A 24,233-nucleotide genomic window follows, 5' to 3' on the forward strand; every position below is an offset into this window, starting at 1 on the left:
GTGGCGCCGGTGCAGCGGGGCGGCCGGATACGTGCCTGCGCCCCCTGCCCCGGCCGTCCGGATCAGAAGGGGAACCAGTTCTGCTTCTCGGTGAACTTCATATAGCCGACATTGGCACCCAGCCGCATGCCGACGCCCAGGCGGATCGGGATCAGTACGATATCGCCTGAACGCAGATAGCTGGCGGTGAATCCGCCGATGAAATAGGCGGTGCCCTGCCCGGCCGGGAAACGCTGATAAAGCTCCTGGCTGTCGTGCAGATTATAGACGAGCACGAACGTCCGCCCGGCATCGCCACCGGCATCGAAGCCGACCGACGGCCCGGTCCAGTAAACCGGGCGCTGGCCCTCGACGGCATGGAACAGCGTGCCCGAACCATAACGCAGCCCGACGACCAGCGCGCCGCCCGCCTCGCGCCCGGTGATATAGGCGCTGGGCTCGCCCTGATCCTTCAACACCTTGCGAATAATGTCCGCCAGGCCCTTGGCTCCCTTGCCAAAAACACCTTCGGCGGCACCGATAAGATCATCCTCGCGATAGGCCTTGGCGGTCGGTGATGGCGGCACGGCAGCGGGTGCGCCCGGGGTGGAGCCGCCGGTTTGCCCGGGCTGCGCCGGCACCGATTGAACCGGGGCCGCCTGCCCCGGTGTCGACTGCCCCGGTGCCTGCTGGCCCGGCGGGTTGGTGTCGCCATAATAGATGGTCTCGGCCGGCGGCGTAGCCGGGGCGGGCTGGCTGCGGGGCGCAAGATCGGCGTCGATCGCGGTGTTGGGGTCGATGGTCCTCACCTGCGCCCCGCCCGCGACCGGCGCGGCGGCAATGCCCAGCGCCAGCGTCGCCATCATCGCCGCCCGGATACCGTGCCGGCCCTGCTGCGTGATCTTCATTGCCCTCAGTCCCTTTTTCCGTCTCGTGCATATCGCCGCCCCGGCAGATGCCGCAGCGCCCCTGCCGGTTAAGCTAGCCCAACCTGTCTGGAGGGTGAATACGCCCCCGCGCACGCCGTGCCGAATGTTGTCACGCCACCGGTTGATCCGCGCGCCAGCCCCGGCTATAGCGCCGCTTCCGCCGCATCCGGAGACGTGGGTGAGTGGCTGAAACCAGCGGTTTGCTAAACCGCCGTACGGGGATTACTCGTACCGAGGGTTCGAATCCCTCCGTCTCCGCCAAGCTTCGTCGCTGATAACCGGTCGTTTTTCGGCACTTCCTCGCGTCGCCTAATCGCTGCTTGCGCGCCGTAATGCGCGAGTGAACCCGCTCGTGTGGCGGGAGCGGCCCGAAACAGACTTATGGGCGGGGCAAGGGAGATGGCCGGCAAAGCCCAAGGCTCTTTGGGCTGGGTTGCCCGGTGATCCGGAAAATGCAGCGACTCAAGCAGCCGGAACCAGGCGATCCGGGGTTCGGGCCAGATGCCCTGGCCCTGGCCCTGGCCTTCCCACGCCCCGGCCAGTCGCGATCGCCCAGCCCGTTTCAGTGAAAATCGCGCGAGCGGAGCATCAGCCGTGCGTCGCGGGGACGGTAGCCGCCTCACGGTAGCAGGCTACGGACGCCCTCCGGCAGGCGGGGCGGCGCGTGCTGAACGCGGCGTTAAGTAAAGCTACTGATCCGGCGCTAACCATTCCAAAATCCCGTGTCGGGCACCGCGAAAGCTAGATTCTCGCGGGAGTGGCAACGTGGTAAAGATCAGAACTCCGCTTTGTCTCGCATTGCTGCTGGCCGCCTGCGGCGGCGGCGGCGAGGCCGATGAGCGTTCCCCCCAAGTCAGCATTGTCCCTGGGGCCTGGCGCCTGTGCCGACACCTGCTCCGCCGCCACCGCCGACGACGGCGGTTCAGACCCAGACAATCGCCACTCTCGATCGTCCCTGGGCGATGGAATTCATGCCCGATGGCAGGTTGCTCGTCACGGAAAAGGCAGGGCGCCTGCGGGTGCTCACCTCCGCCGGCACGATAGTCGCAAATGTGGCCGGCGTGCCCACAGTGGACTTTATTGAATCCCAGGGCGGTCTGCTTGATGTGGAACTGCACCCGCAGTTTCAGTCGAACCGGACCATATATCTGAGCTATGTCGAGGGCGACAGCACGGCCCGGGGTATTGCCGTTGCCCGCGCCGTGATCGATCTTCAATCCTATCGCCTTACCGATGTAAGGGTGATCTGGCGACAGGATCCGAAGGTTGCCGCCGATGGCGGCTATGGCGGGCGCCTGCTGTTCGCGCAGGACGGAACTCTGTTCATCGCCGCAGGCGACAGGCCCGTCGGTGTGGATGCCAGCGAAACCGCGACGACGCTGGGCAAGATCATCCGGCTGCGTGACGATGGCAGCATCCCGGCCGATAATCCGTTCGTGACGACCGCCGGTGCCCGGCCCGAGATCTGGTCGACGGGGCACCGGAACCCGTATGGGCTGGCGTTCGACCTGTCGGGGCGGCTCTGGCAGAATGAAATGGGGCCGAAAGGCGGCGACGAATTGAACCTGATTCAGCCCGGCAGAAGCTATGGCTGGCCGAATGTGTCTGAGGGCATTCGATATGATGACGTGCCGATCCCGCGTCACGCCACCGCGCCGCAATATGTCGCCCCGGCAATCAGTTGGACCCCGTCGATCGCCCCCTCGAGCATGATCGTCTATTCCGGTTCGCTGTTCGTCGGCTGGCGGGGTCAGGCGATCATTACCGGTCTGGTGTCGAGAGGACTGGTGCGCGTTCAGCTGGACGGGACGACGGCATCCGAAGTGCAGCGTATCCCGCTTGGACAGCGCATCCGTGAGGTGAAAGAGGCCGCAGACGGATCACTGTGGGTTCTGGAAGATCATCCCGGCGGACGGCTGCTGCGGCTGACGCCGGCATAGGCGCGGCACTTTTCAGCCACGTGCTTGATCGTGATCCCGGGCCATTACCGGCCAATCATCGGCAATGACATTTTCGGCTGACCAGCCCGTGTCAGTGAAAATCGCGCGAACGGGGCATCAGCCGTGCGTCGCGGGGATGGCCCGCGCGCGGGGCGGTGCGCTGCGGGGCGGCTGGGGGTGGTCGACCTCGTCGGCATGGGCGCGGGGCATGCGGGCTTCGGCGTCGGAAAGGGCGTCGATCAGGTCGCTGCGGTCGATGATGCGCGCGGCGAGCAGGTGCACGACGCCCTCGCGGCTTTTCTGCACCTCGCCCGCCACCTGCATCAGCCGCGCCGCCATGACGGCGCGGCGATAGCGTTCGAAGCGGCTGGCCCACAGGATCACATTGGTGATGCCGGTTTCATCCTCCAGCGTCACGAAGATCGCATTGCCCTTGCCCGGCCGCTGGCGGACCAGCACCAGCCCGGCAACCTGCATCCGCGCGCCCGAACGCGCAGCGGCGATGTCGGCACAGCTGGCCACCCCCTCCCCGCGCAGCCGGTCGCGCAGAAAGGCGAGCGGATGCGCGCTGAGCGACAGGCGCAGCGCCTGATAATCGGCGATCACCGCTTCTGCCGCAGGCATGGGCGGCAGGGCCATATCGGCCTCCGCCCCTGATCATCGGCCCCGGCAGCCTCGAACAGCGGCAGCGCCGGCCCGGCGATCCGGCGCGCCGCCCACAGCGCATCGCGCCGCTTCAGCCCCAGCGATCCGAACGCATCGCCATCGGCCAGCAGCCTGAGTGCCGCGCTCGGCAGCCCGGCGCGCCGCGTCAGCTCACCGATCGTGCCGAAACGGCCGCCCCCCTCACCCCGCTCGCGCGCGGCGACCAACGCCTCGGCCCAGGCCTGGCGAAACCCGTCAAGCTGACGAAAGCCGAGGCGCAGGCCAAGGCCGCCCTTCACATCCGGTTCAAGCTTATTGTCCCAATCGCTTGAATTCGCATCCAGTGGAAAGATCTCCACCCCATGTTCACGGGCATCGCGGACGATCTGGGCCGGCGCGTAAAAGCCCATCGGCTGGGCATTGAGCAGCGCACAGGCGAACACCGCCGGCTGGTGGCATTTGATCCATGACGAGACATAGACCAGCCGGGCAAAGGACAAGGCATGGCTTTCAGGAAAGCCGTAGCTGCCAAAGCCTTCGATCTGGCGGAAACAGCGTTCGGCGAAATCGGGGTCATAGCCCTTGGCGGTCATGCCCCTGACCATCTTGTCGCGAAATTCGTGAATGGTGCCGACATTGCGGAACGTCGCCATGGCACGGCGCAGCTGATTGGCCTCTGACGGGGAAAAACCGGCGGCCACGATCGCCAGCTTCATCGCCTGTTCCTGGAACAGCGGCACGCCATAGGTCTGGCCGAGCACGGTGCGCAGTTCATCGGGATCGTGCGGCGGCGAAGGCGATGGCAGCTCGGCCTTTTCCAGCCCGGCGCGGCGGCGCAGATAGGGGTGCACCATCTCCCCCTCGATCGGGCCGGGACGGACGATCGCGACCTGGACGGTCAGGTCGTAAAGACAGCGCGGCCGCAGCCGGGGCAGCATGTTGATCTGCGCCCGGCTTTCGACCTGGAACACGCCGATGCTGTCGCCCCGGCACAGCATGTCGTAAACCAGCGGATCATCGGCCTTCAGATCCACCTCCAGGTCATGATCGCCCAGCCCGTGGCGGCGCATCAGATCGAAGGCGCGGCGGATGCAGCTGAGCATCCCCAGCGCCAGCACATCGACCTTCATCAGCCCCAGCGCGTCGATATCGTCCTTGTCCCATTCGATGAAGCTGCGGCCGGCCATCGCCGCATTGTGGATCGGCACCAGCGCATCGAGCCGATCCTCGGTCAGCACGAAACCGCCGACATGCTGGGACAGATGGCGCGGAAAGCCGATCAGCCGGTCGACGATCCGGCGCAGCCGCGCAATCTCCGGCGCGTCAGGATCGAACCCGGCGTCATGATAGCGTTTTTCCTCCACCCGGTCGGCAAAGCTGCCCCAGATGGTGCTGCTCAGCCGCGCGGTCACGTCGGTCGACAGGCCGAGCGCCTTGCCGACCTCGCGGATCGCGCTGCGCGGGCGGTAACGGATGACGGTCGCAGCGATGCCGGCGCGGTGGCGGCCATAGCGGCGATAGATATACTGGATCACCTCCTCGCGCCGCTCATGCTCGAAATCCACGTCGATATCGGGCGGTTCGCTGCGTTCTTCGGACACGAAGCGGGAAAACAGCAGGTCGTGCTCGACCGGGTCGACCGATGTCACGCCGAGCAGGAAGCAGACGATCGAGTTCGCCGCCGATCCCCGCCCTGGCACAGGATCGGCGGCTGCTGCGCGCGGGCATAACGCACCAGATCATGCACGGTCAGGAAATAATGGGCATAGCGCTGACGGGCGATCAGCGTGAACTCTTCCGCCAGCATCGCCGCCACGCGCGGCGGCAGCGGATCGCCGTAACGCGCAAGCGCCGCCTGCCGCACCATATGTTCAAGCCAGCCCTGCGCGTCCCAGCCGTCCGGCACCGGCTCGTTTGGATAGCAATAGCGCAGATCGTCGAGCGAAAAGGCGATCCGGCCGAGGAGGTCGAGGCTCGCCGCCAGCGCATCGGGGCGGGCGGCGAACAGCCGCGCCATCTCGTCTGCTCCCTTCAGATGCCGCTCGGCATTGGGCAGCAACAGCCGTCCTGCCGCCATGACGGTGGTGCCCATGCGGATGCAGCTTATGATATCGTGGATCACCCGGTCCTCGGGCCGCGCATAGAGCGGATCGGCGGTCGCGAGCAGCCGCACCCCCGCCCCGTCCGCCTGCTGGCCAAGGCGGATCAGCCGCCGCCGGTCGCGGCCGCTGCGCGGCATCGTCGCGCCCAGCCACAGCCGCCCCGGCGCGGCTGCGGCAAGGCGGCGCAGCACCGCATCGTCCACCCCGTCCGCCTCCGCATCGGGCATGACGATCAGCAGCAAATCATCGGCATGGTCGATCAGATCGGCGAGGTGGAGGATGCAATCGCCCTTGGCCGCGCGCAGATTGCCCAGGCTGAGCAGCCCGGTCAGCCGCCCCCAGCCGGCGCGCGTCGCCGGATAGGCGATGATGTCGGGCGTCTCGTCGGCAAAGGCCAGCCGGGCACCGACGACCAGCCTGAACGCGGGCGGCACAAGGCCGGCGGCAAGCGCCTTGTCCCGCGCCTCGCGCAGCGCGACATGGGCGCGCACCACCCCGGCGACGCTGTTGCGATCGGCAATGCCCAGCCCGGCACAGCCCAGTTCGATCGCCCGCGCGACCATTTCCGCCGGGTGGGACGCACCGCGCAGGAACGAGAAATTGGTCGCCGCCGCCAGTTCGGCGAAACCGGGCATCACGCAAACAGCCCGTGCAGGAACCAGCGCGGGGCCGCCGCCTCCCGGCCGTAAAGCCCGTGCCGGAACAGCCAGTAACGCCGCCCGCGCGCATCCTCGATGCGGAAATAGTCGCGCGTCCGCCCCTCGCCCGCCGCCAGCCGCCACCATTCGGGGGCGATCCTCTCCGGCCCGTCATAGCGGACGACATCATGCACATTGCCCTTCCAGCGGAACCGGCGCGGCGGACCTTCGGGAACGGCGGCGACAACCTCGATCGGCTGGGGCGGATCGAACAGATGCAGCGGGCGGAGCGGTGGCTCTCCGGGCGCGGGCGCGGCCCAGGGCGCGGGGGCCGGACGATCGGCGGCGGGCAGGCTGAGCACGCCCTGTTCGGGCACATGGCTGTCGCCCGGAACCAGCCGGCGCAGGCGCGTCCGGCCATGACGCGCGGCCAGCCGGTCGATCAGCCCGGCCAGCTCGGCCTCGCGCACCGCCCCGCCTTCAAGCGCGAGCTGGGTGGGCGCGAGCGGCTCGACCCGGGGAATGTCGAGCGCCAGCATGTCGAACCCGAAACCGGGATCGAGCGGGTCCGCGAGCGCGTCGATGCGCTCGTGCAGCAGCCGCACGACCAGCGCCGGATCGCGGCTGGGCAGGCTGGTATCGACCATGAGCGACCGGACATGGCCGTCGCAGCGATAGCAGCGCAGCACAAAGCAGCGCCCGCCCCGGTCGCGTTCGGCGAGAGCCGCCGCCGCCTCGCCGGCCAGTTCGGCGATCACCGCCATCAGGCTGCCGGCCAGCCCCAGCGGCTCGGCGAAGCGGCGCTCGAACCGCAGTGCCGGGGGCGGCCGACGCGGGGTGATGCGGCTGTCGGCCAGCCCGAGCAGCCGGTCGAGCCGGTCGGTCACGCCGGCCCCGAACCGCGCCGCCAGCGGCGCGCGCGGCCGCCCGGCCAGATCGCCGATGGTGCGCAGCCCGGCCCGGCGCAGCGCGTGCAGCGCCTCGTCCTCAAGCTCGAGCGCCATGACCGGCAGCCGGCGCAGCGCCGCGGCTTCGCTCGCCGCGGGCACGCTCTGGAACCGGGCCAGCGCGCGCGCGCCCTCGGGCGTCGCGGCAAAGGCATGGCGCACGGCAAGGCCGAACCCGGTCAGCCGCGCCTCGACCTGCGCGGCCAGCGCCGCTTCGCTGCCGAACAGATGCACGCAGCCCGTCATGTCGAGCATCAGCCCGTCGGGCGGATCGAGCGCGACCATCGGCGTGAACCGGTCCAGATCGTCGGCCAGCCGCTCGATCAGCGCCAGATCGGCCGCCGGATCATGCGGCGCGACCCTGACGTCCGGCACCCGCGCCCGCGCATCGGCGAGCGCCATGCCCGGCACCAGCCCCACAGCGAGCGCCGGGGCGTTGCAGGCGGCAACCCGGTCTGCCCCGCGCAGCTTTTCAGTCAGGATGAGCGGCAGATCAGCCGACGCGCCGCCATGGCCCCGGTCGGATAACCGCAGCCGGTCGGTCGCCAGAAAGGGAAGGAACAGCGCCAGATAGCGCTGCTGCGCGGAAACTGCCTGTGTCACGATCCCATTCCATTCGCCAATCCATGCCCGCCCGTCCGCCGCGGTGGCGGGCCAGCCGCGCGGCCAGCGCCGGGTGCCCGGGCGCGTCGTCGACCAGCGGCCGGGACAGGGCCGGCGTCACATCCCAGCGCGTATGCGCGGCGCTGGGCATCGGCCGGGCGGCGATGCGCAGCAGCAGCGGCGTCACCCCCGAGCGCTCGGCCGCCAGCGCCAGCCTGCGGGTCGCCGTCAGGTCGAGAATCGCCGGCTGGTGCCAGATCTCGATCACCACCAGCGCGACATCACCGCAGCGCAGCGCCTCCACCCCGGCGCGCAGCACCGCCAGCGCATCGGGCATCGCCCCCAGCACCAGCCGCCCCGGATCCAGCCCCAATGCGGCAAGCCCGGGGGCGTGCAGCGCCAGCCGCCGCTCGACCGCCTCCTCGCGCAGCCAGATGAGCGGACCGGCGGGCCGGGCGAGGCGGCGGGCGAGCATCGCGGCAAAGCCGGCGGCTGCCGCCGCATCCTCGGCCGCTGCCGTCAGGACTTCATGCAGCCGCCCTGCGCCAGCCCGCCGGCCAGCGCCTGATCGACCGCGCCGTCGCCCAGCGCGCACAGCCCGTCCCGCCCCCGGCCAATGGCCGGAGCCAGAGTGACGGCCCGCCGGAAGGCGGGGTGAAGACGCACCGATTCCTGCATGACTTCCCGCATATGTTCATGTTATGTTCCATGCATGAACACACAGTGTCAAGCCCGGGACGCACCCCGGCGACAGCCGCGCCGTCGCGGTTCAGGGGCCGACAGCCAGAGCCTGAAGGCGGGAAGGCTGGCCATTCTTTAAAGGGTGCGGAGCCTCAGAGCCGCATCTGCGGCCCGCGCCCGTCCCACCTCAGGGCGTGAGCAGATCTGCCACCTTTTCGGCCGGGCGGCACAGCGCGGCGCCCTTTGGCGTCACCACGATCGGCCGGTTGACCAGGATCGGATGCGCGCACATCGCATCAAGGATCTGCGCATCATCGACGCCGGCATCGGTCAGCCCCAGTTCCGCTGCCGGGGTGCCGCGTTCACGCAGCAGCGCGCGCACGCCGCCCTCGATGCGCGCGGCCAGCGCCTCCAGCTCGGGCCGCGTCCACCCGGCCTTCAGATATTCAACCACCTCCGGCACATGGCCCGCCGCCTCGATCATCGCCTTCACATTGCGCGAAGTGCCACAGGACGGATTGTGATAAATCCTGACAGGAAAGCCGGTCATATATCTGCCTTGTCTTGATTTTCCCTGCTTCTAAGCGAGAAGCTGCTATTGTCGAGCGTCAGCTCGCCGCCGCACCCGCTGCACGTCACGCGCATCTTCAGGTCATGGCCGCACGGCACATGGCTGAGCAGCAGCGGCGGCCCCGTTCATCGGCATACCAGCGGTCGCCCCATTGCAGCAGCCCGAGGATGACCGGATACAGATCCAGCCCCTTTTCGGTCAGCTTGTAATCGAACCGGTCGGGATGGTTCGAATAAGGCACGGCGCGCAATATCCCCTGCGCGACCAGCCTTTCGATCCGCCCGGCCAGGATGTTGGTCGCCATCAGCGTGTCGCGCTGGATGTCGTCGAACCGGTGGATGCCGGTAAAGGCGGCGCGCACGACCAAAGTCGCCCAGCGGTCGCCGAACAGTTCGATCACCGTGTCGATCAGCGTGCCGGTGCTGCGTCGCCCGGCCACCGCCTCGGTCAGCCGTCGCCGCCGCCCGTAAGTCGGCGTGACCTGCGCCAGGCCGGGGCCTTCGCGCCAGCTGACGGCACGCGGATCGATTTCGGTGTCGCAGGCCGCGCACACCGGCACCGGCTCGATCGACCCGCCGCATCCGCGGTGGACAAGATCGACGCGAAACTCGCGCGCGCGCGGCTCCCAGCGATGCTGCCAGCGCAGCATCATCAGCGCGATGCCGAACAGGTCGCGTCCCTTGGTCGTCAGCACATAGATGTGACGCCGCGCCGGCGGGCGCCGGACGCGGGCAAGGCAATCATTCTCAACCAGCTTTTTAAGCCGTGCGCTGACGACCGAGCGCGGCAGGCTGGTCTGTTCGACGAACAGCTCGAACCGATTCGTGCCGAGAAAGGCGCGCTCCATGATGAGCAGCACCGGCACGTCGCCCACGACCTCCAGCGCCCGCCAGATCGAGCAGGCCCGGATAGTTTCAGCCTTCATCGTCGCTGTTCAGTCCTCGCTCGCTTGCCGCGCGCCAACCCGGCCCGCGCCTGTCCATCTCGCCCCTTGGCGTCCGCCGATAGGCCGCGTGGCCCCCGCCGTCAAAGACGCGCGGGCCGACGCGGCGCTCGCTCTGCACGCAGCCCACCCTAGAAGCGCAGGTTGAACGCCAGCGCGATGTTGCGCGGCCGGTCGTAAATCCCGGTATAGGCGATCCCGCCGCCGCGCGTGATCGTGGTCGACAGCGGCAGCGGCCCGGCCTGTTGCAGGATGCGCTGGTTCGTCAGGTTGCGCCCGACAAGCGCAACCTCCCAGCGATCATCATCGGCCGCCAGCGCGATGCGCGCGCCGAGCCGGGCAAAGCCCGATTGCCGGGTGCGCGGATCGAGATTGGCCGAGGCGATGAAGCTGCTTGAAAAATCCATGTTGAGGTTGATGCCCAGCTTCAGCGCATCGGTCAGCGGCTGGCGGAAATCCGCATTGGCATTGCCCGACCAGCGCGGCGACAGCGCATTGCGCTTGCCGGTATAGTCACAAAACCCACCAGGCCCTGGCACTTGCTGGAAGAAGCACTGACCGCTTGTGAAGTCGGTGAACTTGAAATCGAGATAGGCGACAGCACCGCTCAGCGTCAGCCGGTCGGTCACGGCGATCCGCGCATCGGCCTCCACCCCCTGGGTGCGCGCACCCGCAGCGTTGCGGACGTTGAAGTTCAGCGTGCCGTCGAAGATGTTGACCTGCAGATCGTCATAATCGGTGCGGTAGACCGACAGGTTGAACGCCAGCGCGCCAGCCTTGTATTTCAGCCCCGCTTCTAGATTGTTCGCCCGTTCACGGTCGAACTGGAACGCCCCGGGCCGCGCCACCGTCGTCGAATCCGGCCGCGAGTTGGACCGAATGTCAAAGCCCCCGCCTTGGTGCCGCGCGCGAACGAGACATAGACCATCAGCGCGTCGCTGGCATCGAACTGCAGATTGGCCATCGGATCGAGCCAGCTCTGGCGGAAGCGGCCGGAAATCTGGTGCGCTTCGATGTTGAGCGCGCGGAACGTGCCGAGCACCACCGGCAGCGGAAAGAGATTGGCCGCCCCGCGATTGATCACCAGAGTGCGCGCGCCGCTCTTGCGTTCATGGTTGAACCGCGCGCCGGCGGTCAGGCGCAGTGACCGGGCCAGTTCCAGCTTGCCCTGCGCAAAGGCGGAAAACAGGTCCGATTTCTGCGCATAGACACGCTCGTTGCTGGTGTCGCCGATCGCGTTGAACGGCGGGCCAAAGCCCAGAAAGGTGCGGTTGAACCGCACCTGATCATCGGCGTCGAGCCGCGAATGCTGGTAATAGACGCCGGCGATGTAATCGAACTTTTCCCCGCCCGGCGAGGTCAGGCGCAGCTCCTGCGAAAACTGGGCATAATCCTCGCCCTGGGTGGTGCCGTCGAGCAGCGCCAGCTCGGTGAAATCGACGTCCACCGTCTCGCGCGTGCGATAGTCGACATAGCCGGTGACCGAGGTCAGCACATGCTCGCCGACATCGAACTCGGTATTCAGAACAGCGTTCAAAACCCTGTTGTCGCTGACATATCCGCCATCGGCCTTGACATAATCCTCAACCGTATCGACCGCGAGCGGCCCGGTGAATATGGCCGAATAGGTGCCGGTCGCGCCGAACGCCTCGCGCGGCTGGCCGCGGGTGCGGAAATCGGCATATTCCAGCTTCAGGCTCGCACGGGCCGGCCCGCCCCGGTCGAAATCGACGATCCCGCGCACGAACGCCTCGCGCAGATTGGGTTCTTCGCGCCGCGTCTGCGTGTTGCGGAAAAACCCGTCCATATGCCGGTAATAGCCGACCAGCCGGGCACCGACGCCATCGGCCACCGGGCCCGAAATCACCCCGGTCAGCTGCGCTTCCTGATGGTTGAACTCGTAAAGCCCGCTCAGCGACGCCTCAAGCTCCGACGTCGGCCGGCGGGTGACCATGTTGACCGCCCCGGCAATCGCGTTGTTGCCGAACAAGGTCGGCTGCGGGCCGCGCAGCACCTCCACCCGTTCCAGATCGACAAGCGGCAGCCGGCTCAGCTGGTCACGGCCATAATAGACGCCGTCGACGAACATCGCGACCGATTGCTCGAACCCCTTGTTGTCGCCCGACGCGATGCCGCGAATGGCGATGCGGTTGGCAATCGCCGTCTGGGTGATCTTCAGGTTGGGAACCGAATAGGACAGCTGCTCAAGGCTGGTCTGGCCATAGCTTTCGAGCAGCTTGCCGCTGACCGCCGAGATCGAAATCGGCACGTCCGACAGGCCTTCCGCGCGCTTCTGGGCGGTGACGATGATATCATCCAGCCCATCACCCGATTGCCCATCCTGAACAGACTGGGCGAAGGCGGGGGCGGTCAGCGCCGTTCCCATGAGGCACAGCAGGATCGTCCGTTTCATGTGCATCCTCCCTGACGTCCCCCGGTTCGGCCGCGGAGATGCGGTGCCGGGGCTTTTTGGCTTGCATAATGGAACCTACCGCATTTAGGTATGGTTATACAAGCCGGGATCGGGCATAAGTCCGGGCCCAGAACCCAGTCTCGCAGGACAGTCCGACGCCGCGATGCCGATACCGCCCATTCTGCGCCATAATCTGCGTTTGCCGGTGATCGCCGCGCCGATGTTTCTGGTGTCCGGGCCGGACATGGTAATCGCGGCCGCGCGTGCCGGGATCATCGGATCGCTGCCCTCGCCCAATGCGCGGACGCCCGAAATCCTCGACGACTGGCTGGCCCGGATCGCCGCCGCGATCGCCGCCAGCCCGGAAGCGGCCGGATGGGCGGTCAATCTGGTCGTCCATCCATCGAACACCCGGCTGGCGGCGGATCTGGAGATTGTCGTCCGCCACCGGCCGCCCCTGGTGATCACCGCGCTTGGCAGCCCGGCCAGGGTTGTCGATGCCGTCCATGGCTATGGCGGGCGCGTGTTCGCCGATGTGAACTCGGTTGGTTTTGCCCGCAAGGCGGCGGCGGCGGGCGTCGACGGGCTGGTGCTCGTCGCCGCGGGCGCGGGCGGCCATACCGGCGCGATGGCGGGTTTTGCCTTTGTCGAGGAGGTCCGCCGCTTCTGGAGCGGGCCGCTGGTGCTGGGCGGGGCGATCACGACCGGCCGGGCGGTGCGCGCGGCGGAGATACTGGGGGCCGATCTCGCCTATGTCGGCACCGGCCTCATCGCCTGTGCGGAAAGCCTGGCCGACCCGGCCTATAAGCAGATGGTCGTCGAGGCCGGCGGCGAGGACATCGTGCTGTCGCGCGGCATCACCGGCGTGCCCGCCAACTGGCTGCGCGCCAGCCTGATCGCCGCCGGCCATGATCCCGACAACATGCCTGAGGCACGCCGCCCCGATTTCGCCGACGCGCATGGCGAGGCCAAGGCGTGGAAGAATGTGTGGTCCGCCGGACAGGGTGTCGGCGCGGTCGACGCGGTCGAACCGCTGGCGGCGATCATCGCGCGGATCGGACACCAATATGAGGCGGCGCTGAGGCTGCCCGGTTTCGACATTTAGGAGAGAGCAAATGCCCGCGACCCTTGTCGACACGATCGCATCGACCCTGGCCCCGAGCGACAACCCCTATACGCAAGGGGCGTGGCGCCCGACCTATAACGAATGGGACGCCGTGTTCGCCAATGGCGATGCCGAAGTCATCGGCCGCATCCCCGACGATATCGACGGCGTCTATGTGCGCACCGGGGAAAACCAGATCCACGAGCCGATCGGCCGCTATCACCCGTTCGATGGCGACGGCTTCATCCATTCGATCTCGTTCAAGGGCGGCCGGGCGAGCTATCGCAGCCGTTTCGTGCGCACCAAGGGTTTCGAGGCCGAACGCGAGGCCGGGCGGTCGCTCTGGGCCGGGCTGATGGAACCGCCGCACCGCTCCACCCGGCCCGGCTGGGGGGCGCAGGAATGGCTGAAGGATTCCTCGTCGACCGACGTGGTCGTCCATGCCGGGCGGATCCTGTCGACCTTCTACCAGTGCGGCGAGGGCTATCGTCTCGACCCCTTCACGATGGAACAATATGGCACCGAGGCGTGGGTGCCGGTCGACGGCATTTCGGCGCATTGCAAGACCGACGAGGCGACGGGCGAGCTGCTGTTTTTCAACTACTCCAAGCACGCGCCCTATATGCATTACGGCGTCGTCGGCGCGGACAACCGCCTGAAACATTATGTGCCGGTGCCGCTGCCCGGGCCGCGCCTGCCGCACGACATGGCGTTTACCGCCAATTATTCGATCCTCAACGACATGCCACTGTTCTGGGATCCAGATCTGCTGAAGCGCGGGCTGCATGTCGTGCAGTTCCATCCCGACATGCCGACACGGTTCGCGATCATCCCGCGCTATGGCCGGACCGAGGACATCAGATGGTTCGAGGCCACGCCCACCTATACGCTCCACTGGCTGAACGCCTATGAGGAGGGCGACGAGATCATCCTCGACGGCTATTTCCAGGAAGAGCCGATGCCGCGCTCCTATCCCGGCGCGCCCGAGGGGCTGGAACGGATGATGGCCTATCTCGACCAGCATCTGCTGAAGCCCAAGCTCCACCGCTGGCGGTTCAACCTGAAGACCGGGCGGACGCATGAGGAGCGGCTCGATGACCGCATCCTCGAGTTCGGCATGTTCAACCAGAAATATGCCGGGCGGAAATATCGTTACGCCTACAGCGCGATCCCCGAACCGGGCTGGTTCCTGTTCCGCGGGCTGGTCAAGCATGATCTGGAGACGGGGGCGAGCCAGAGCTATGAGTTCGGCCCCGGCCGCTTTGCCAGCGAAAGCCCGTTTGCACCGCGCATCGGCGCGACCGCAGAGGATGATGGCTATCTGGTGTCGTTCGTCGCCGATCTGAACAGCGACACGTCCGAATGCGTGCTGATCGACGCGCGCGACATCGCCGCCGGGCCGGTGTGCCGCATCCGCCTGCCCGAGCGCATCTGCGCTGGCACGCACAGCAGCTGGGCGAATGGCAGCGACATCGGCATGGGCGAAAACCCGATCCTCACGGCGGGGGCGGGCCGATGACCGTCGCCAGTGCCGAAAAACGCGCCGCCTGCCGCGCCGATGGCTGGTGGGGGGATGTGACGCTGGACGCGATGTTCCGCGCCAATGCCGGCGCCCATCCGGCGCGGACGGCGCTGGTCGATGCGCCCAACCGGGCCGATTTCGCCTTTGGCGCGCCGCGGCGGCTGACCTATTCCGAGATGGCGGCAGAGGTGACGCGGCTGGCAGGGCTGCTGACCGCATCGGGGCTGGCGCGCGGCGACGTGCTGATGGTCCAGCTGCCCAATATCAGCGAGTTCGTGACGCTCTATTTCGCGGCCGCCACGATCGGCGTGATCGTCAGCCCGGTCGCGGTCCAGTATCGCTCGCACGAGCTGCGCACGATGATCGGCATCGTCCGCCCGCGCGGCTTTGTCTGCGCCACCCAGGTGCATCATGCCGATCATGTCGGCGTCGCGCGGCCGCTGCTGCCCGCCGACTGCCGGCTGATGACCTTCGGCCCGAACCCGCCTGCCGGGGCGATCGACCTGTCGGCGCCGGGTGATGCGGCGGCGCATCCCGTGCCGGCAGCGGGCGGCAGCGCGGATGACATCTTCACCATCTGCTGGACATCGGGGACGACCGGCGTGCCCAAGGGTGTGCCGCGCAGCCACAATCACTGGGTGGCGATCGCCGCTGCCTGTTACGAGGCCGCGCGGCTGGAGGATGGGGCGGTGCTTCTGAACCCCTTCCCGCTCATCAACATGGCGTCGATCGGCGGGATCACCATGTGCTGGCTGAAAACGGTCGGCACCATGGTGCTGCACCATCCCTTCGACCCGCAAATCTATCTGCGCCAGATTGCCGAGGAGCGCCCCTCCTTCACCATCGCGCCGCCCGCGGTGCTCAACATGCTGCTCCAGAACGAGGCGCTGCTGGCGCGGGTCGATCTGTCGAGCGTCAGGGTGATCGGATCGGGCTCCGCCCCGCTTGCCCCGGCGATGGTGCGCGGCTTTCAGGAGCGGCTGGGGATCGAGGTGGTCAACATCTTCGGATCGAACGAAGGCGTATCGCTGATCACCAGCGCCGCCGACGAACCCGATCCCGATGCGCGGGCATCGATCTTTCCGCGCCGGTCGCTGTTCGCCCGGCCGCATGGCGCGGGGCGCGGCCCCAATATCGAAACCCGGCTGGTGCCGCCGGGCGGCGGCGCGCCCATCGAGGAAGAAGGCGTGGCCGGCGAGCTTGAGATCCGCGGACCGACGGTGTTCGAAGGCTATTGGGACGCGCCCGACCAGACCGCCCAGGCCTTCACCGCCGATGGCTGGTTCCGCACCGGCGACCTGTTCGAGATTGCGGGCGGCGGCCGGCATTACCGCTTCGTCGGCCGGTCAAAGGACCTGATCATCCGCGGCGGGGTGAACATCGCACCCGAAGAGATCGACCAGCTGCTGGGCGGCCACCCGCTGATCGCGGAGGCCTGCGCCTTTTCGCTCCCCTGCCCGGTGATGGGTGAGCGCATCGGCCTTGCCTATGTGCCGCGTGGCGAGGCCGATCTGACGCTGGATGAGGTGACCGATTTCCTGCGCGGCAAGGACATGGCGGTGTTCAAGCTGCCGGAGCGGCTGTTCCGCCTGCCCGCCTTGCCCCGCAACGTCACCAACAAGGTGATGCGCAGCGAAGCCCGCGCCCAGGCGCTCGCCACGCTGGCAGGTGCGGCGGAGACGGCGGCATGAGCCGCGAGGTGTTCATCCTTGGCGGCGCGCAGACCGATTTCGCGCGCAACGTCACTCGCGAGGGCGGCGGCTTGTTCGAACTGATCCGCGACGCGAGCGAAGCGGCCTTCGCCGCAACCGGCATCGCGCCCGAACAGGTCGAGACCGTGCATATCGGCAATTTCGTCGGCGAATTGTTCGCCGGCCAGGGGCAGCTGGGCGGGTTCATGGGCCATGTCCACCCCGCGCTGGCGGGCGTCCCCGCCGCCCGGCACGAGGCTGCCTGCGCGTCGGGCAGCATCGCCGCGCTCGCCGCCTCGGCGGAGATCGAGGCCGGGCGCTACGGCCTCGCGCTGGTCGTCGGGGTGGAACTGATGCGCAATGTGCCGGGCCGGCGCGCCGCCGAATATCTGGGGGCCGCCGCCTGGGCCGGGCAGGAGGCGCAGGACGCCACCTATGTCTGGCCGCACATCTTTTCCGGCGTGGCCGACGAATATGACCGCCGTTACGGGCTCGATCGGGCGCATCTGCGCGCGATCTCGGCCAATGCCTTTGCCAATGCCCGGCGCAATCCGCTGGCGCAGACGCGCGGCTGGACGGTGACGCCCGACCATCTGGGCGATGACGACATGCTCAACCCGGTGATCGAGGGGCGGCTGCGCAAATCGGATTGCGGCCAGGTGACCGACGGCGCGGCGGCGATCTTCCTCGCCTCGGCCGAGGTCGCGCGCGCTTATGCCGAGCGCACCGGCCAGCGGCTGGACACGATCCCGCGCATCACCGGCTGGGGCCACAGCACCGCGCCCCTGTCCTTTACCCGCAAGCTGGCCGACAGCCGCGACGCCCCGTTCGTCTTCCCCTTTGTCCGCCGCGCGATGATGGATGCGCTTGGCCGGGCCGGGCTGGCCGACATCCATCAGGTCGACGGGCTGGAGGTGCATGACTGTTTTTCGATCACCCAATATATGGCGATCGATCATTTCGGCCTGACCCCGCCGGGGCAAAGCTGGCGCGCGGTGGAAGACGGGACGATCGCGCTTGGCGGCCGGCTGCCGGTCAATCCGTCGGGCGGACTGATCGGGCTGGGCCACCCGGTCGGCGCGACCGGGGTCAGGATGCTGCTCGACGCCGCACGACAGGTCAGCGGCCGGGCGGGCGACTGCCAGGTCGAGGGCGCACGGCGCTTTGCGACCTTCAATGTCGGCGGCAGCGCGACGACATCGGTCTGTTTCGTGGTCGGCGTCTGACGTCATGACGCCGGTTTATCTGCACGATGCGGTGCGCACGCCGCGCGGCAAGGCGCGCGCCGATGGCGGTCTGGCCGCGCTCCGGCCCGGACAGTTGGTCGCCGGTCAGGTTGCAGCGCTCGAACGGCGCGGGTCGGGGGATGCACGCGCGGCGGATGCGCTGATCCTCGGCTGTGTCGGCCAGACGGGCGCGCAGGGCGGGCATATCGCCCTGGTTGCGCGGCTGGAGGCGGGGCTGCCCGACACCATGCCCGCGCTCAGCATCAACAATTACTGCACCTCGGGGCTGACCGCGATCGGCATGGCTGCGGCGCAGATCGCCGCCGGACAGGCGGGCCATGTGCTGGCCGGCGGGGTCGAGATGATGAGCCGGGTGCCGTTCATGGGCGACCGCGCGGACTATTACACCGATGCCGCCCTGCCCGCCGACCGGCGCTACATCCCCGTCGTGCTGGCCGCCGACCGGCTGGCGGACGCGCTGGGCATCGGCCGGGACGAGCTGGATGCGGTCGCGCTGATGTCGCAGCAGCGGGCGGCGGCGGCGGAGCATGATCCCCGGCTCAACGCCTCGCGCGTGGCGACCGCGGGTCTCGCGCGGGAAGAGTGCATCCGGCCTGCGACCACGGCCGAGGCGCTGGCCGCCCTGCCCCCGGCGTTCGGCGCGCTGCAGGATGACTATGCCGAGGCGCTGGAGGGCCGGCGTTTCGCACCCCGCCACACGCTGGGTCATGCGCCGCCGGTGTGCGACGGCGCGGCGCTCGCGCTGCTGAGCGGCGATGGCGGCGGGCGGCCACGGGCGCGCATCCTTGCCTATGCCGAAGGCGCGGCCAGCCCGGCGGCCGGGCTGACCGGCGGGCTGGACGCGATGGCCCGCGCGCTCAGCCGCGCGGGGCTTGATCTGCGCGACATCGAGCGGATCGAGTTCATGGAAGCCTTTGCCGTCACCGCCGCCCTGTTCCTGCGCGACCGCCGGGTCGATCCGGGCCGGGTCAATGTCGGCGGCGGGCATATCGCCAAGGGCCATCCGCTGGGCGCAAGCGGGGCCATCCTGCTCTCCAGCCTGCTCGACAGCCTCGATCATGGCGGGGCCAGCCTAGGCATGGTCGTGACCAGCGGCGCATCGGGCGTCGGTGCCGCGATGATCGTCCAACGCCTGAACCCCGGACCGGACAGTGATGACTGAAACACCCGCCATGCTCGCCGCGCGCCATGCGCCGCTGATCGCCGATGCCATTGCCGCGGTCGAAACCCGCCGCCACTGGAGCCCGTTCCGCGACTCGCCGAGCGCGCGGTTCCATGCCCCGGGCGCGCCGGAAGCCGGGCGGGCGGCGTTCAATGCCCGGCTCGACCGGCGCTTCGCCCTCGATCAGCCCGGCATCACCGGCTGGATCGGCGAGGAGGTGTCGCCCTATACGCGCCGCCCGCTCGGCATCAGCTATCCGCAATCGGATCCGGCGGCGCTGATCGCGGCGGCCGCAGCGGCGCTGCCCGGCTGGGCCGCCACGCCGCCCGAACAGCGCATTGCCCTGTGCGCCGAAATGGCGCTGCGGCTCTATGCGGTGAACTTTGAAATGGCCCATGCAGTGATGCAGGTCACCGGGCAAAGCTTCACCCAGGCGTTCAGCGGCAGCGGCCCCAATGCACTCGACCGGGGGATCGAGGCGCTCGCCTATGCCGCCAAGGCGATGCGCGACGTGACGCCCGAAGCGCGGTGGCAGCGCCAGTTCGGCGCCGAAGATGTCGTGCTGGCCAAGCAATACCGGCTGGTCCCGCGCGGCATCGCCCTGGTCATCTGCTGCGCCTCCTTCCCGACCTGGAACGCCTATCCGGCAATGTTCGCCAGCCTGGCCACCGGCAACCCGGTGATCGTGAAACCGCATCCCATCGCCGTGCTGCCGATGGCGATCGCGGTCGCCGCGTGCCGGCGGACGCTGGCCGATTATGGCTTTGACCCGGATCTGGTCACGCTTGCCGTCGACACACGGGCGGAACCGGTCGCGCGGCGCTTCATCGACGATCCGGCGGTGGCGATCATCGATTTTACCGGCAGCCCGGCCTTTGGCGGCGAACTGGAACGCAGCGTGACCGGCAAGCTGCTGTTCACCGAAACCGCCGGGCTGAATGCGGTGGTGCTGGCCGGGGCCGAGGATCCGGCGGCGGTCGCCCGCGCCGTCGCGCGCGCGGCCTGCCTTTATTCAGCGCAGATGTGCACCAGCCCGCAGAACATCTACATCCCTGCAGGCGGCATCCAGACCCCGGCCGGACCGATGCGCTTCGACGATGTCGCCGCCGCGATCATCGCCGCGATCGACGAGATTGCCGATGCGCCGGCCAGCGCCGCCGGGATCATGGGCGCGGTGCAGGCCGAGGCGAGCTGCGACATCGTCCGCGCGCTGGAGGCACGGGCCGGGCAGATGCCCGGCGCACGGGTGCTGAGGCGCCCCCGCCCCTATGCCCATCCCGATTATCCCGAGGCGCGGACCATGACCCCGCTGGTCGTCGCCGTTCCCGCCGGGGCAGAGGCGCTGTACGGGGCCGAACATTTCGGGCCGGTGCTGTTCCTGATCGCCGCCGACGATGCCGAGGCCGCTATTGACGAGGCGACCACGCTCGGCCGCCGGCACGGGGCGATCTCCTCCTATCTCTATGCGACCGATCCGGCGCTGATCGACCGGGCGGCGGACGCCTTTGCCGGCGCAGGAATGAACCTGTCGATTAACCTGACCGGCGCGATGTGGGCGAACTTTGCCGCCGCCTATAGCGATTATCACGTCACCGGGCTCAATCCGGCGGGCAATGCCTGTCTTGCCGATCTCGCCTTTGTCGCCGGGCGGTTCCGCATCGTGCAGAACCGCCGGCCCGCTTTGCCACAGGACCACGCCCATGCCGCATGATCCCGCCGCTTTCCTGGGCGCATGGCGCCTGGTTGCCTGGCGCATCGACTATCCGGACGGCGGGGCGACCCATCCGTTCGGGCCGGACGCGCATGGCTATATCGTCTACGCCCCCGGCGTCATGACGGCCAGCATCGCACGCGCCGGCCGGCCGGTGTTCGGCCTGGCCAATGCGCGGGCCGCCGATCCGGCGGCCAAGGCCGGGGCGTTTGACGGCTATTTCCATTATGCCGGGCCATGGTCGGTCGATGGCGATCATGTCGTCCATCATGTGACGATGGCGCTCAACCCCGACATGGCCGGAACCGACCAGCGCCGGCTGGCGCGGTTCGACGGCCACAGCGGGCTGGTCCTGTCCGCCCCCGAGGCGATGCGTGACGGCCGCATCCGCGACCATGTCCTGGCGTGGCAGCGCGTGTGAGGCTTGGCTCGTAACCGGTGTCAGGCCGCGCCGTCGATCCAGCTCTGCACGACCTCCAGCGCCGCAGTCAGGCGAACAAGGCTCGCCCGCATCCCCGGCGCGATCCGGCCATATTCGGCCTCCAGCCCCAGAAACCGGGCCGGCACCGCCGAGGCCATGGCGAGCGCGGTCTCAAGCGGCAGGCCGATCAGCCCGACGGCGTTGCGGACCGCGCGGGCCATGTCGAGATCCGATCCGGCGAGCGTGCCCGCTTCATCCACGCACACCCCGTCCCGCACCTCGATCCTTTTGCCCTGCAGCATGAACGAACTGCCGCCGCCCACGGTCGGCATCGCATCGGTGACGAGCATGAAGGCATCGGCCCCGCGCGCGGCGATGGCGATCCTGAGCGTCGCGGGATGGACATGGCGGCCATCGACAACGATCCCCGCAATGACGCCGGGGCTGTCGAGCACCGCCCCGACCATCCCCGGCTCGCGGTTGCCGAGCGGCGACATGGCGTTGAACAAATGGGTCGCGCCCGTCATGCCCGCCGCAACCGCGGCACGGGCTTCATCATAGCGCGCATCGCTGTGGCCGCCGGCAACCACCGCCCCGCGCGCGACCAGCGCCTGGATCAGCTCCGGCGTCGCCAGTTCGGGTGCAAGCGTGACGAGCGTGCGCCCGCCGCGCAGCAGGGTGACCAGATCGACGCTGGCATGGTCGATCTGGCGGATCTTGCTGGCCAGATGGATGCCGCGCCGGGCGACGTTCAGGAACGGCCCCTCGATATGGATGCCGAGCACGCCGGGCACCCCGTCCTCGATCGCCTGATCCACCGCTGCGATCGCGCGGGCGATGACCGGCGGATCATCGCTGATCAGCGTCGGCAGAAAGCCCGTCGTGCCGAACCGACGATGCGCGCCCCCGATGGCAGCGATGGTGGCGGCTGTCGGCGCGTCGTTGAACAGCACCCCGCCCCCGCCATTGACCTGGGTGTCGATAAAGCCGGGTGCCAGAATGTCGCCGGCCAGATCGACGGTCTCGGCATTCGCGCGCGCATCAGCGGGCAGCAGCGCGGCGATCCGCGCGCCGTCGACCAGCACCGACACGTCGGTGCGCAGCACCCCGTCGACCAGCACCCGGCCATTCACGAACAGCAGCGCCATCAGACCGTCTCGGTCACTTTTTTCAGATGCGGCGGCGCATCAGGATCAAGCCCGCGCGCGACCGCGAGTTCGGCCGCCGCGCGGTAAAAGCTCTGCAGCTGGACGATTGGCGCAAGCATGGCAGGTGCCGCGACCGCTGGCAGCGCCGTCACCCCAGCCAGCGCCTTTCCGACCATGAACACCGGCGCGCCGCGCGCCGCCAGATCAGCGGCCAGCGCATCGATGCCGACCGCCGTTTCATCTTCCTGCCGGAAGATCAGCACCGGAAAGTCCGGCCCGATCAATGCCATCGGCCCGTGCCGCACCTCTGCCGCACTGTAGGCTTCGGCATGGATCTGGCAGGTTTCCTTGAACTTGAGCGCCGCCTCCTGCGCGATGCCCAGTCCCACACCCCGGCCAAGGACGAACAGCCCGCGCGCATCGCGCAGTCGCGCGACCAGCGGCGTCCAGTCGCACGCCTGCGCTGCCGCCAGCAGGTCGGGCAGACGGACGAGATCGGCCGCCGGTTCGCCGGCCCAACCGTCCACCAGCTGGGCGAGGCCGGCCAGGCTGGCGATGCAGGATTTGGTCGCCGCGACGCTCAGCTCCCGACCGGCATGGAGCGGAAACAGCCAGTCGGCGCGGGCGGCGAGCGGCGAATCGGCGACATTCACGAACGCCGCAATCCCGGCCCCGCCATCGGCCGCGGCATCCACGGTGGCGAGCAGATCGGGGCTGGCCCCAGACTGCGACACGGCTATGCACAAGGCCCGGCCCGCGCGCGGCGTGACGCCGTAAACCGACGCAGTCGAGGGCGCGGCCGACACGACGGGGATGCCGAGCCGGGTTTCGATCAGATATTTCGCATAGGTGGCGGCATGATCAGAGCTGCCGCGCGCACAGGTCATCACCATGGGCGGCGGGGCAGCGCGAAGCATCGCCGCGAGTTCGGCCACGCGGCCGGCATTGGCGGCGAGCAGCCGGGCCACGACTTCGGGCGCCTCGGCGGCCTCGATCTGCATGCGGGTGGTGCCGGCGGTGCTCACAGCGCGTTCAGCTCTGCAACAAAGTCATAGGCGTCGCCGCGATACCAGCTGTGGGTCATCTCGACCGCGCGGCCATCGTCCAGAAAGCCGCGCCGCTCGATGAACAGGCCCGGCGCGCCGGCCGAAACCTGCAACAGCCCGGCCTGTTCGCGGTTGAACAGCACCGCGCGCAACCGCTGCAGCGCCCGCACCGGCCGGTTGCCGGCCGCATCCAGCGCCGCATAGAGCGAGTCGCTGACCGCATCGACATCGCCCAGACAGTCCCCGGCGATCGTCGACTGTTCAAGGGCCATTGGCGAGCCATCGGCAAAGCGGATGCGGTGGAACCGGTAGACCGGCGTGCCCGGCGACAGCCCCAAAGTCAGCGACTCATCGGGCGTGACCGCGCCGCGCGCCCGCAGCAGCCATTCGCTGCTCGGCGCGCGGCCGCGGGCGATCATGTCCTCGGAAAAGGAGGTGAGCTTGGCGAACTGTTTTTCGACGCGGCCGGCAACGAAGGTGCCCGCCCCCTGCCGCCGGGTCAGCAGCCCTTCGGCCACCAGCCCGTCCAGCGCCTTGCGCACGGTGATGCGCGACACCCCGAAGTCGCGGGCCAGATCGCGTTCGGGGGGCAGCGCATCCTGGGGCTTCAGCTGGCGCTGCTCGATGGCGCGGCGCAGCGCATCCTGCAGCCGCAGATAGAGCGGGCCGGCCGCCTGCCCGTCCCCGGACTGCTTGTTCCCGGCCCGCTTCTCGAGCGTGACGACATCCTGCAACAGCCCCATATGCGACGCCTCCCTTGGTTCGACACCTATAACCAATATCGGACCA

At 68.6% G+C, this 24,233-nt stretch carries 19 protein-coding genes, 1 tRNA gene and 1 pseudogene; 9 read left to right on the forward strand and 12 right to left on the reverse strand.

Annotated features, from left to right (window positions below; translation table 11 throughout):
* Positions 1 to 62: 62 nt before the first annotated feature.
* Positions 63 to 887 (reverse strand): DUF1134 domain-containing protein, encoded by an 825-nt coding sequence (locus GVO57_RS10810; protein WP_160593145.1) that lies wholly within the window; start codon positions 885 to 887, stop codon positions 63 to 65.
* 189 nt (positions 888 to 1,076) lie between these two features.
* Here GVO57_RS10810 and GVO57_RS10815 point away from each other — a divergent pair.
* Positions 1,077 to 1,169, forward strand: a tRNA-Ser gene (locus GVO57_RS10815).
* Positions 1,170 to 1,870: 701 nt separating this feature from the next.
* A complete protein-coding gene (locus GVO57_RS10820) occupies positions 1,871 to 2,848 on the forward strand; it encodes a PQQ-dependent sugar dehydrogenase (RefSeq protein ID WP_160593146.1) in 978 nt (325 codons plus the stop codon).
* A gap of 91 nt (positions 2,849 to 2,939) precedes the next feature.
* Here GVO57_RS10820 and GVO57_RS10825 read toward each other — a convergent pair.
* From GVO57_RS10825 to GVO57_RS10855, 8 genes and pseudogenes are all read right to left on the reverse strand, one after another.
* Positions 2,940 to 6,230 (reverse strand): annotated as a pseudogene (locus GVO57_RS10825) (error-prone DNA polymerase).
* Positions 6,230 to 7,783 (reverse strand): Y-family DNA polymerase, encoded by a 1,554-nt coding sequence (locus GVO57_RS10830; protein ID WP_160593147.1) that lies wholly within the window; start codon positions 7,781 to 7,783, stop codon positions 6,230 to 6,232. Before GVO57_RS10830 ends, GVO57_RS10825 begins: the two are co-directional and overlap by 1 nt.
* On the reverse strand, positions 7,674 to 8,258 hold the full coding sequence (locus GVO57_RS10835; protein ID WP_160593148.1) for an ImuA family protein: 585 nt from the start codon (positions 8,256 to 8,258) through the stop codon (positions 7,674 to 7,676). The genes GVO57_RS10830 and GVO57_RS10835 overlap by 110 nt, the downstream gene beginning before the upstream one ends.
* A gap of 44 nt (positions 8,259 to 8,302) precedes the next feature.
* Entirely contained in the window at positions 8,303 to 8,461 is a 159-nt protein-coding gene (locus GVO57_RS10840; protein WP_160593149.1) for a hypothetical protein, read from the reverse strand.
* Positions 8,462 to 8,651: 190 nt separating this feature from the next.
* The gene (gene arsC, locus GVO57_RS10845; protein WP_160593150.1) at positions 8,652 to 9,014 is read right to left on the reverse strand and encodes an arsenate reductase (glutaredoxin); all 363 of its coding nucleotides are present in this window, start codon (positions 9,012 to 9,014) and stop codon (positions 8,652 to 8,654) included.
* Positions 9,015 to 9,111: 97 nt separating this feature from the next.
* The gene (locus GVO57_RS10850; RefSeq protein ID WP_233281343.1) at positions 9,112 to 9,960 is read right to left on the reverse strand and encodes a winged helix-turn-helix transcriptional regulator; all 849 of its coding nucleotides are present in this window, start codon (positions 9,958 to 9,960) and stop codon (positions 9,112 to 9,114) included.
* A 149-nt stretch (positions 9,961 to 10,109) separates the two neighbouring features.
* Positions 10,110 to 10,826: a TonB-dependent receptor domain-containing protein gene (locus tag GVO57_RS15285; RefSeq protein ID WP_268830430.1), complete on the reverse strand. Its 717-nt coding sequence runs from the start codon at positions 10,824 to 10,826 to the stop codon at positions 10,110 to 10,112.
* Positions 10,775 to 12,391 carry a TonB-dependent receptor gene (locus GVO57_RS10855; RefSeq protein WP_268830431.1) on the reverse strand — a complete coding sequence of 539 codons (1,617 nt, stop codon included), beginning with the start codon at positions 12,389 to 12,391 and terminating at the stop codon, positions 10,775 to 10,777. The genes GVO57_RS15285 and GVO57_RS10855 overlap by 52 nt, the downstream gene beginning before the upstream one ends.
* Before the next feature lie 244 nt (positions 12,392 to 12,635).
* On the opposite strand from GVO57_RS10855, the gene GVO57_RS10860 reads away from it, so the two are divergent.
* From GVO57_RS10860 to GVO57_RS10890, 7 genes are read left to right on the forward strand one after another with little or no spacing between them, the layout of a single operon-like run.
* The gene (locus GVO57_RS10860) at positions 12,636 to 13,496 is read left to right on the forward strand and encodes an NAD(P)H-dependent flavin oxidoreductase (protein WP_233281344.1); all 861 of its coding nucleotides are present in this window, start codon (positions 12,636 to 12,638) and stop codon (positions 13,494 to 13,496) included.
* 10 nt (positions 13,497 to 13,506) lie between these two features.
* Positions 13,507 to 15,015, forward strand: coding sequence for a carotenoid oxygenase family protein (locus tag GVO57_RS10865; protein ID WP_160593152.1), 1,509 nt, complete (start codon positions 13,507 to 13,509; stop codon positions 15,013 to 15,015).
* Positions 15,012 to 16,709 (forward strand): class I adenylate-forming enzyme family protein, encoded by a 1,698-nt coding sequence (locus tag GVO57_RS10870; RefSeq protein ID WP_160593153.1) that lies wholly within the window; start codon positions 15,012 to 15,014, stop codon positions 16,707 to 16,709. Before GVO57_RS10865 ends, GVO57_RS10870 begins: the two co-directional genes overlap by 4 nt.
* Positions 16,706 to 17,935, forward strand: a complete 1,230-nt coding sequence (locus GVO57_RS10875) for an acetyl-CoA acetyltransferase (RefSeq protein ID WP_160593154.1) — start codon at positions 16,706 to 16,708, stop codon at positions 17,933 to 17,935. The genes GVO57_RS10870 and GVO57_RS10875 overlap by 4 nt, the downstream gene beginning before the upstream one ends.
* Before the next feature lie 4 nt (positions 17,936 to 17,939).
* A complete protein-coding gene (locus GVO57_RS10880; RefSeq protein WP_160593155.1) occupies positions 17,940 to 19,118 on the forward strand; it encodes an acetyl-CoA C-acyltransferase in 1,179 nt (392 codons plus the stop codon).
* On the forward strand, positions 19,111 to 20,829 hold the full coding sequence (locus GVO57_RS10885) for an aldehyde dehydrogenase family protein (protein ID WP_160593156.1): 1,719 nt from the start codon (positions 19,111 to 19,113) through the stop codon (positions 20,827 to 20,829). Before GVO57_RS10880 ends, GVO57_RS10885 begins: the two co-directional genes overlap by 8 nt.
* Positions 20,819 to 21,250 carry a lipocalin-like domain-containing protein gene (locus GVO57_RS10890; protein WP_160593157.1) on the forward strand — a complete coding sequence of 144 codons (432 nt, stop codon included), beginning with the start codon at positions 20,819 to 20,821 and terminating at the stop codon, positions 21,248 to 21,250. The genes GVO57_RS10885 and GVO57_RS10890 overlap by 11 nt, the downstream gene beginning before the upstream one ends.
* 20 nt (positions 21,251 to 21,270) lie before the next feature.
* Here the strand turns inward: GVO57_RS10890 and nagA are convergent, their stop codons facing one another.
* Genes nagA through GVO57_RS10905 form a run of 3 tightly spaced genes read right to left on the reverse strand, consistent with a single transcriptional unit; the run spans position 21,271 to position 24,187 of the window.
* On the reverse strand, positions 21,271 to 22,398 hold the full coding sequence (gene nagA / locus GVO57_RS10895) for an N-acetylglucosamine-6-phosphate deacetylase (protein ID WP_160593158.1): 1,128 nt from the start codon (positions 22,396 to 22,398) through the stop codon (positions 21,271 to 21,273).
* Positions 22,398 to 23,399: an SIS domain-containing protein gene (locus GVO57_RS10900; protein WP_160593965.1), complete on the reverse strand. Its 1,002-nt coding sequence runs from the start codon at positions 23,397 to 23,399 to the stop codon at positions 22,398 to 22,400. Before GVO57_RS10900 ends, nagA begins: the two co-directional genes overlap by 1 nt.
* A 20-nt stretch (positions 23,400 to 23,419) precedes the next feature.
* The gene (locus GVO57_RS10905) at positions 23,420 to 24,187 is read right to left on the reverse strand and encodes a GntR family transcriptional regulator (protein ID WP_160593159.1); all 768 of its coding nucleotides are present in this window, start codon (positions 24,185 to 24,187) and stop codon (positions 23,420 to 23,422) included.
* Between the last annotated feature and the right edge of the window lie 46 nt (positions 24,188 to 24,233).

Source organism: Sphingomonas changnyeongensis, from assembly GCF_009913435.1.
GTDB lineage: Bacteria > Pseudomonadota > Alphaproteobacteria > Sphingomonadales > Sphingomonadaceae > Sphingomonas_B > Sphingomonas_B changnyeongensis.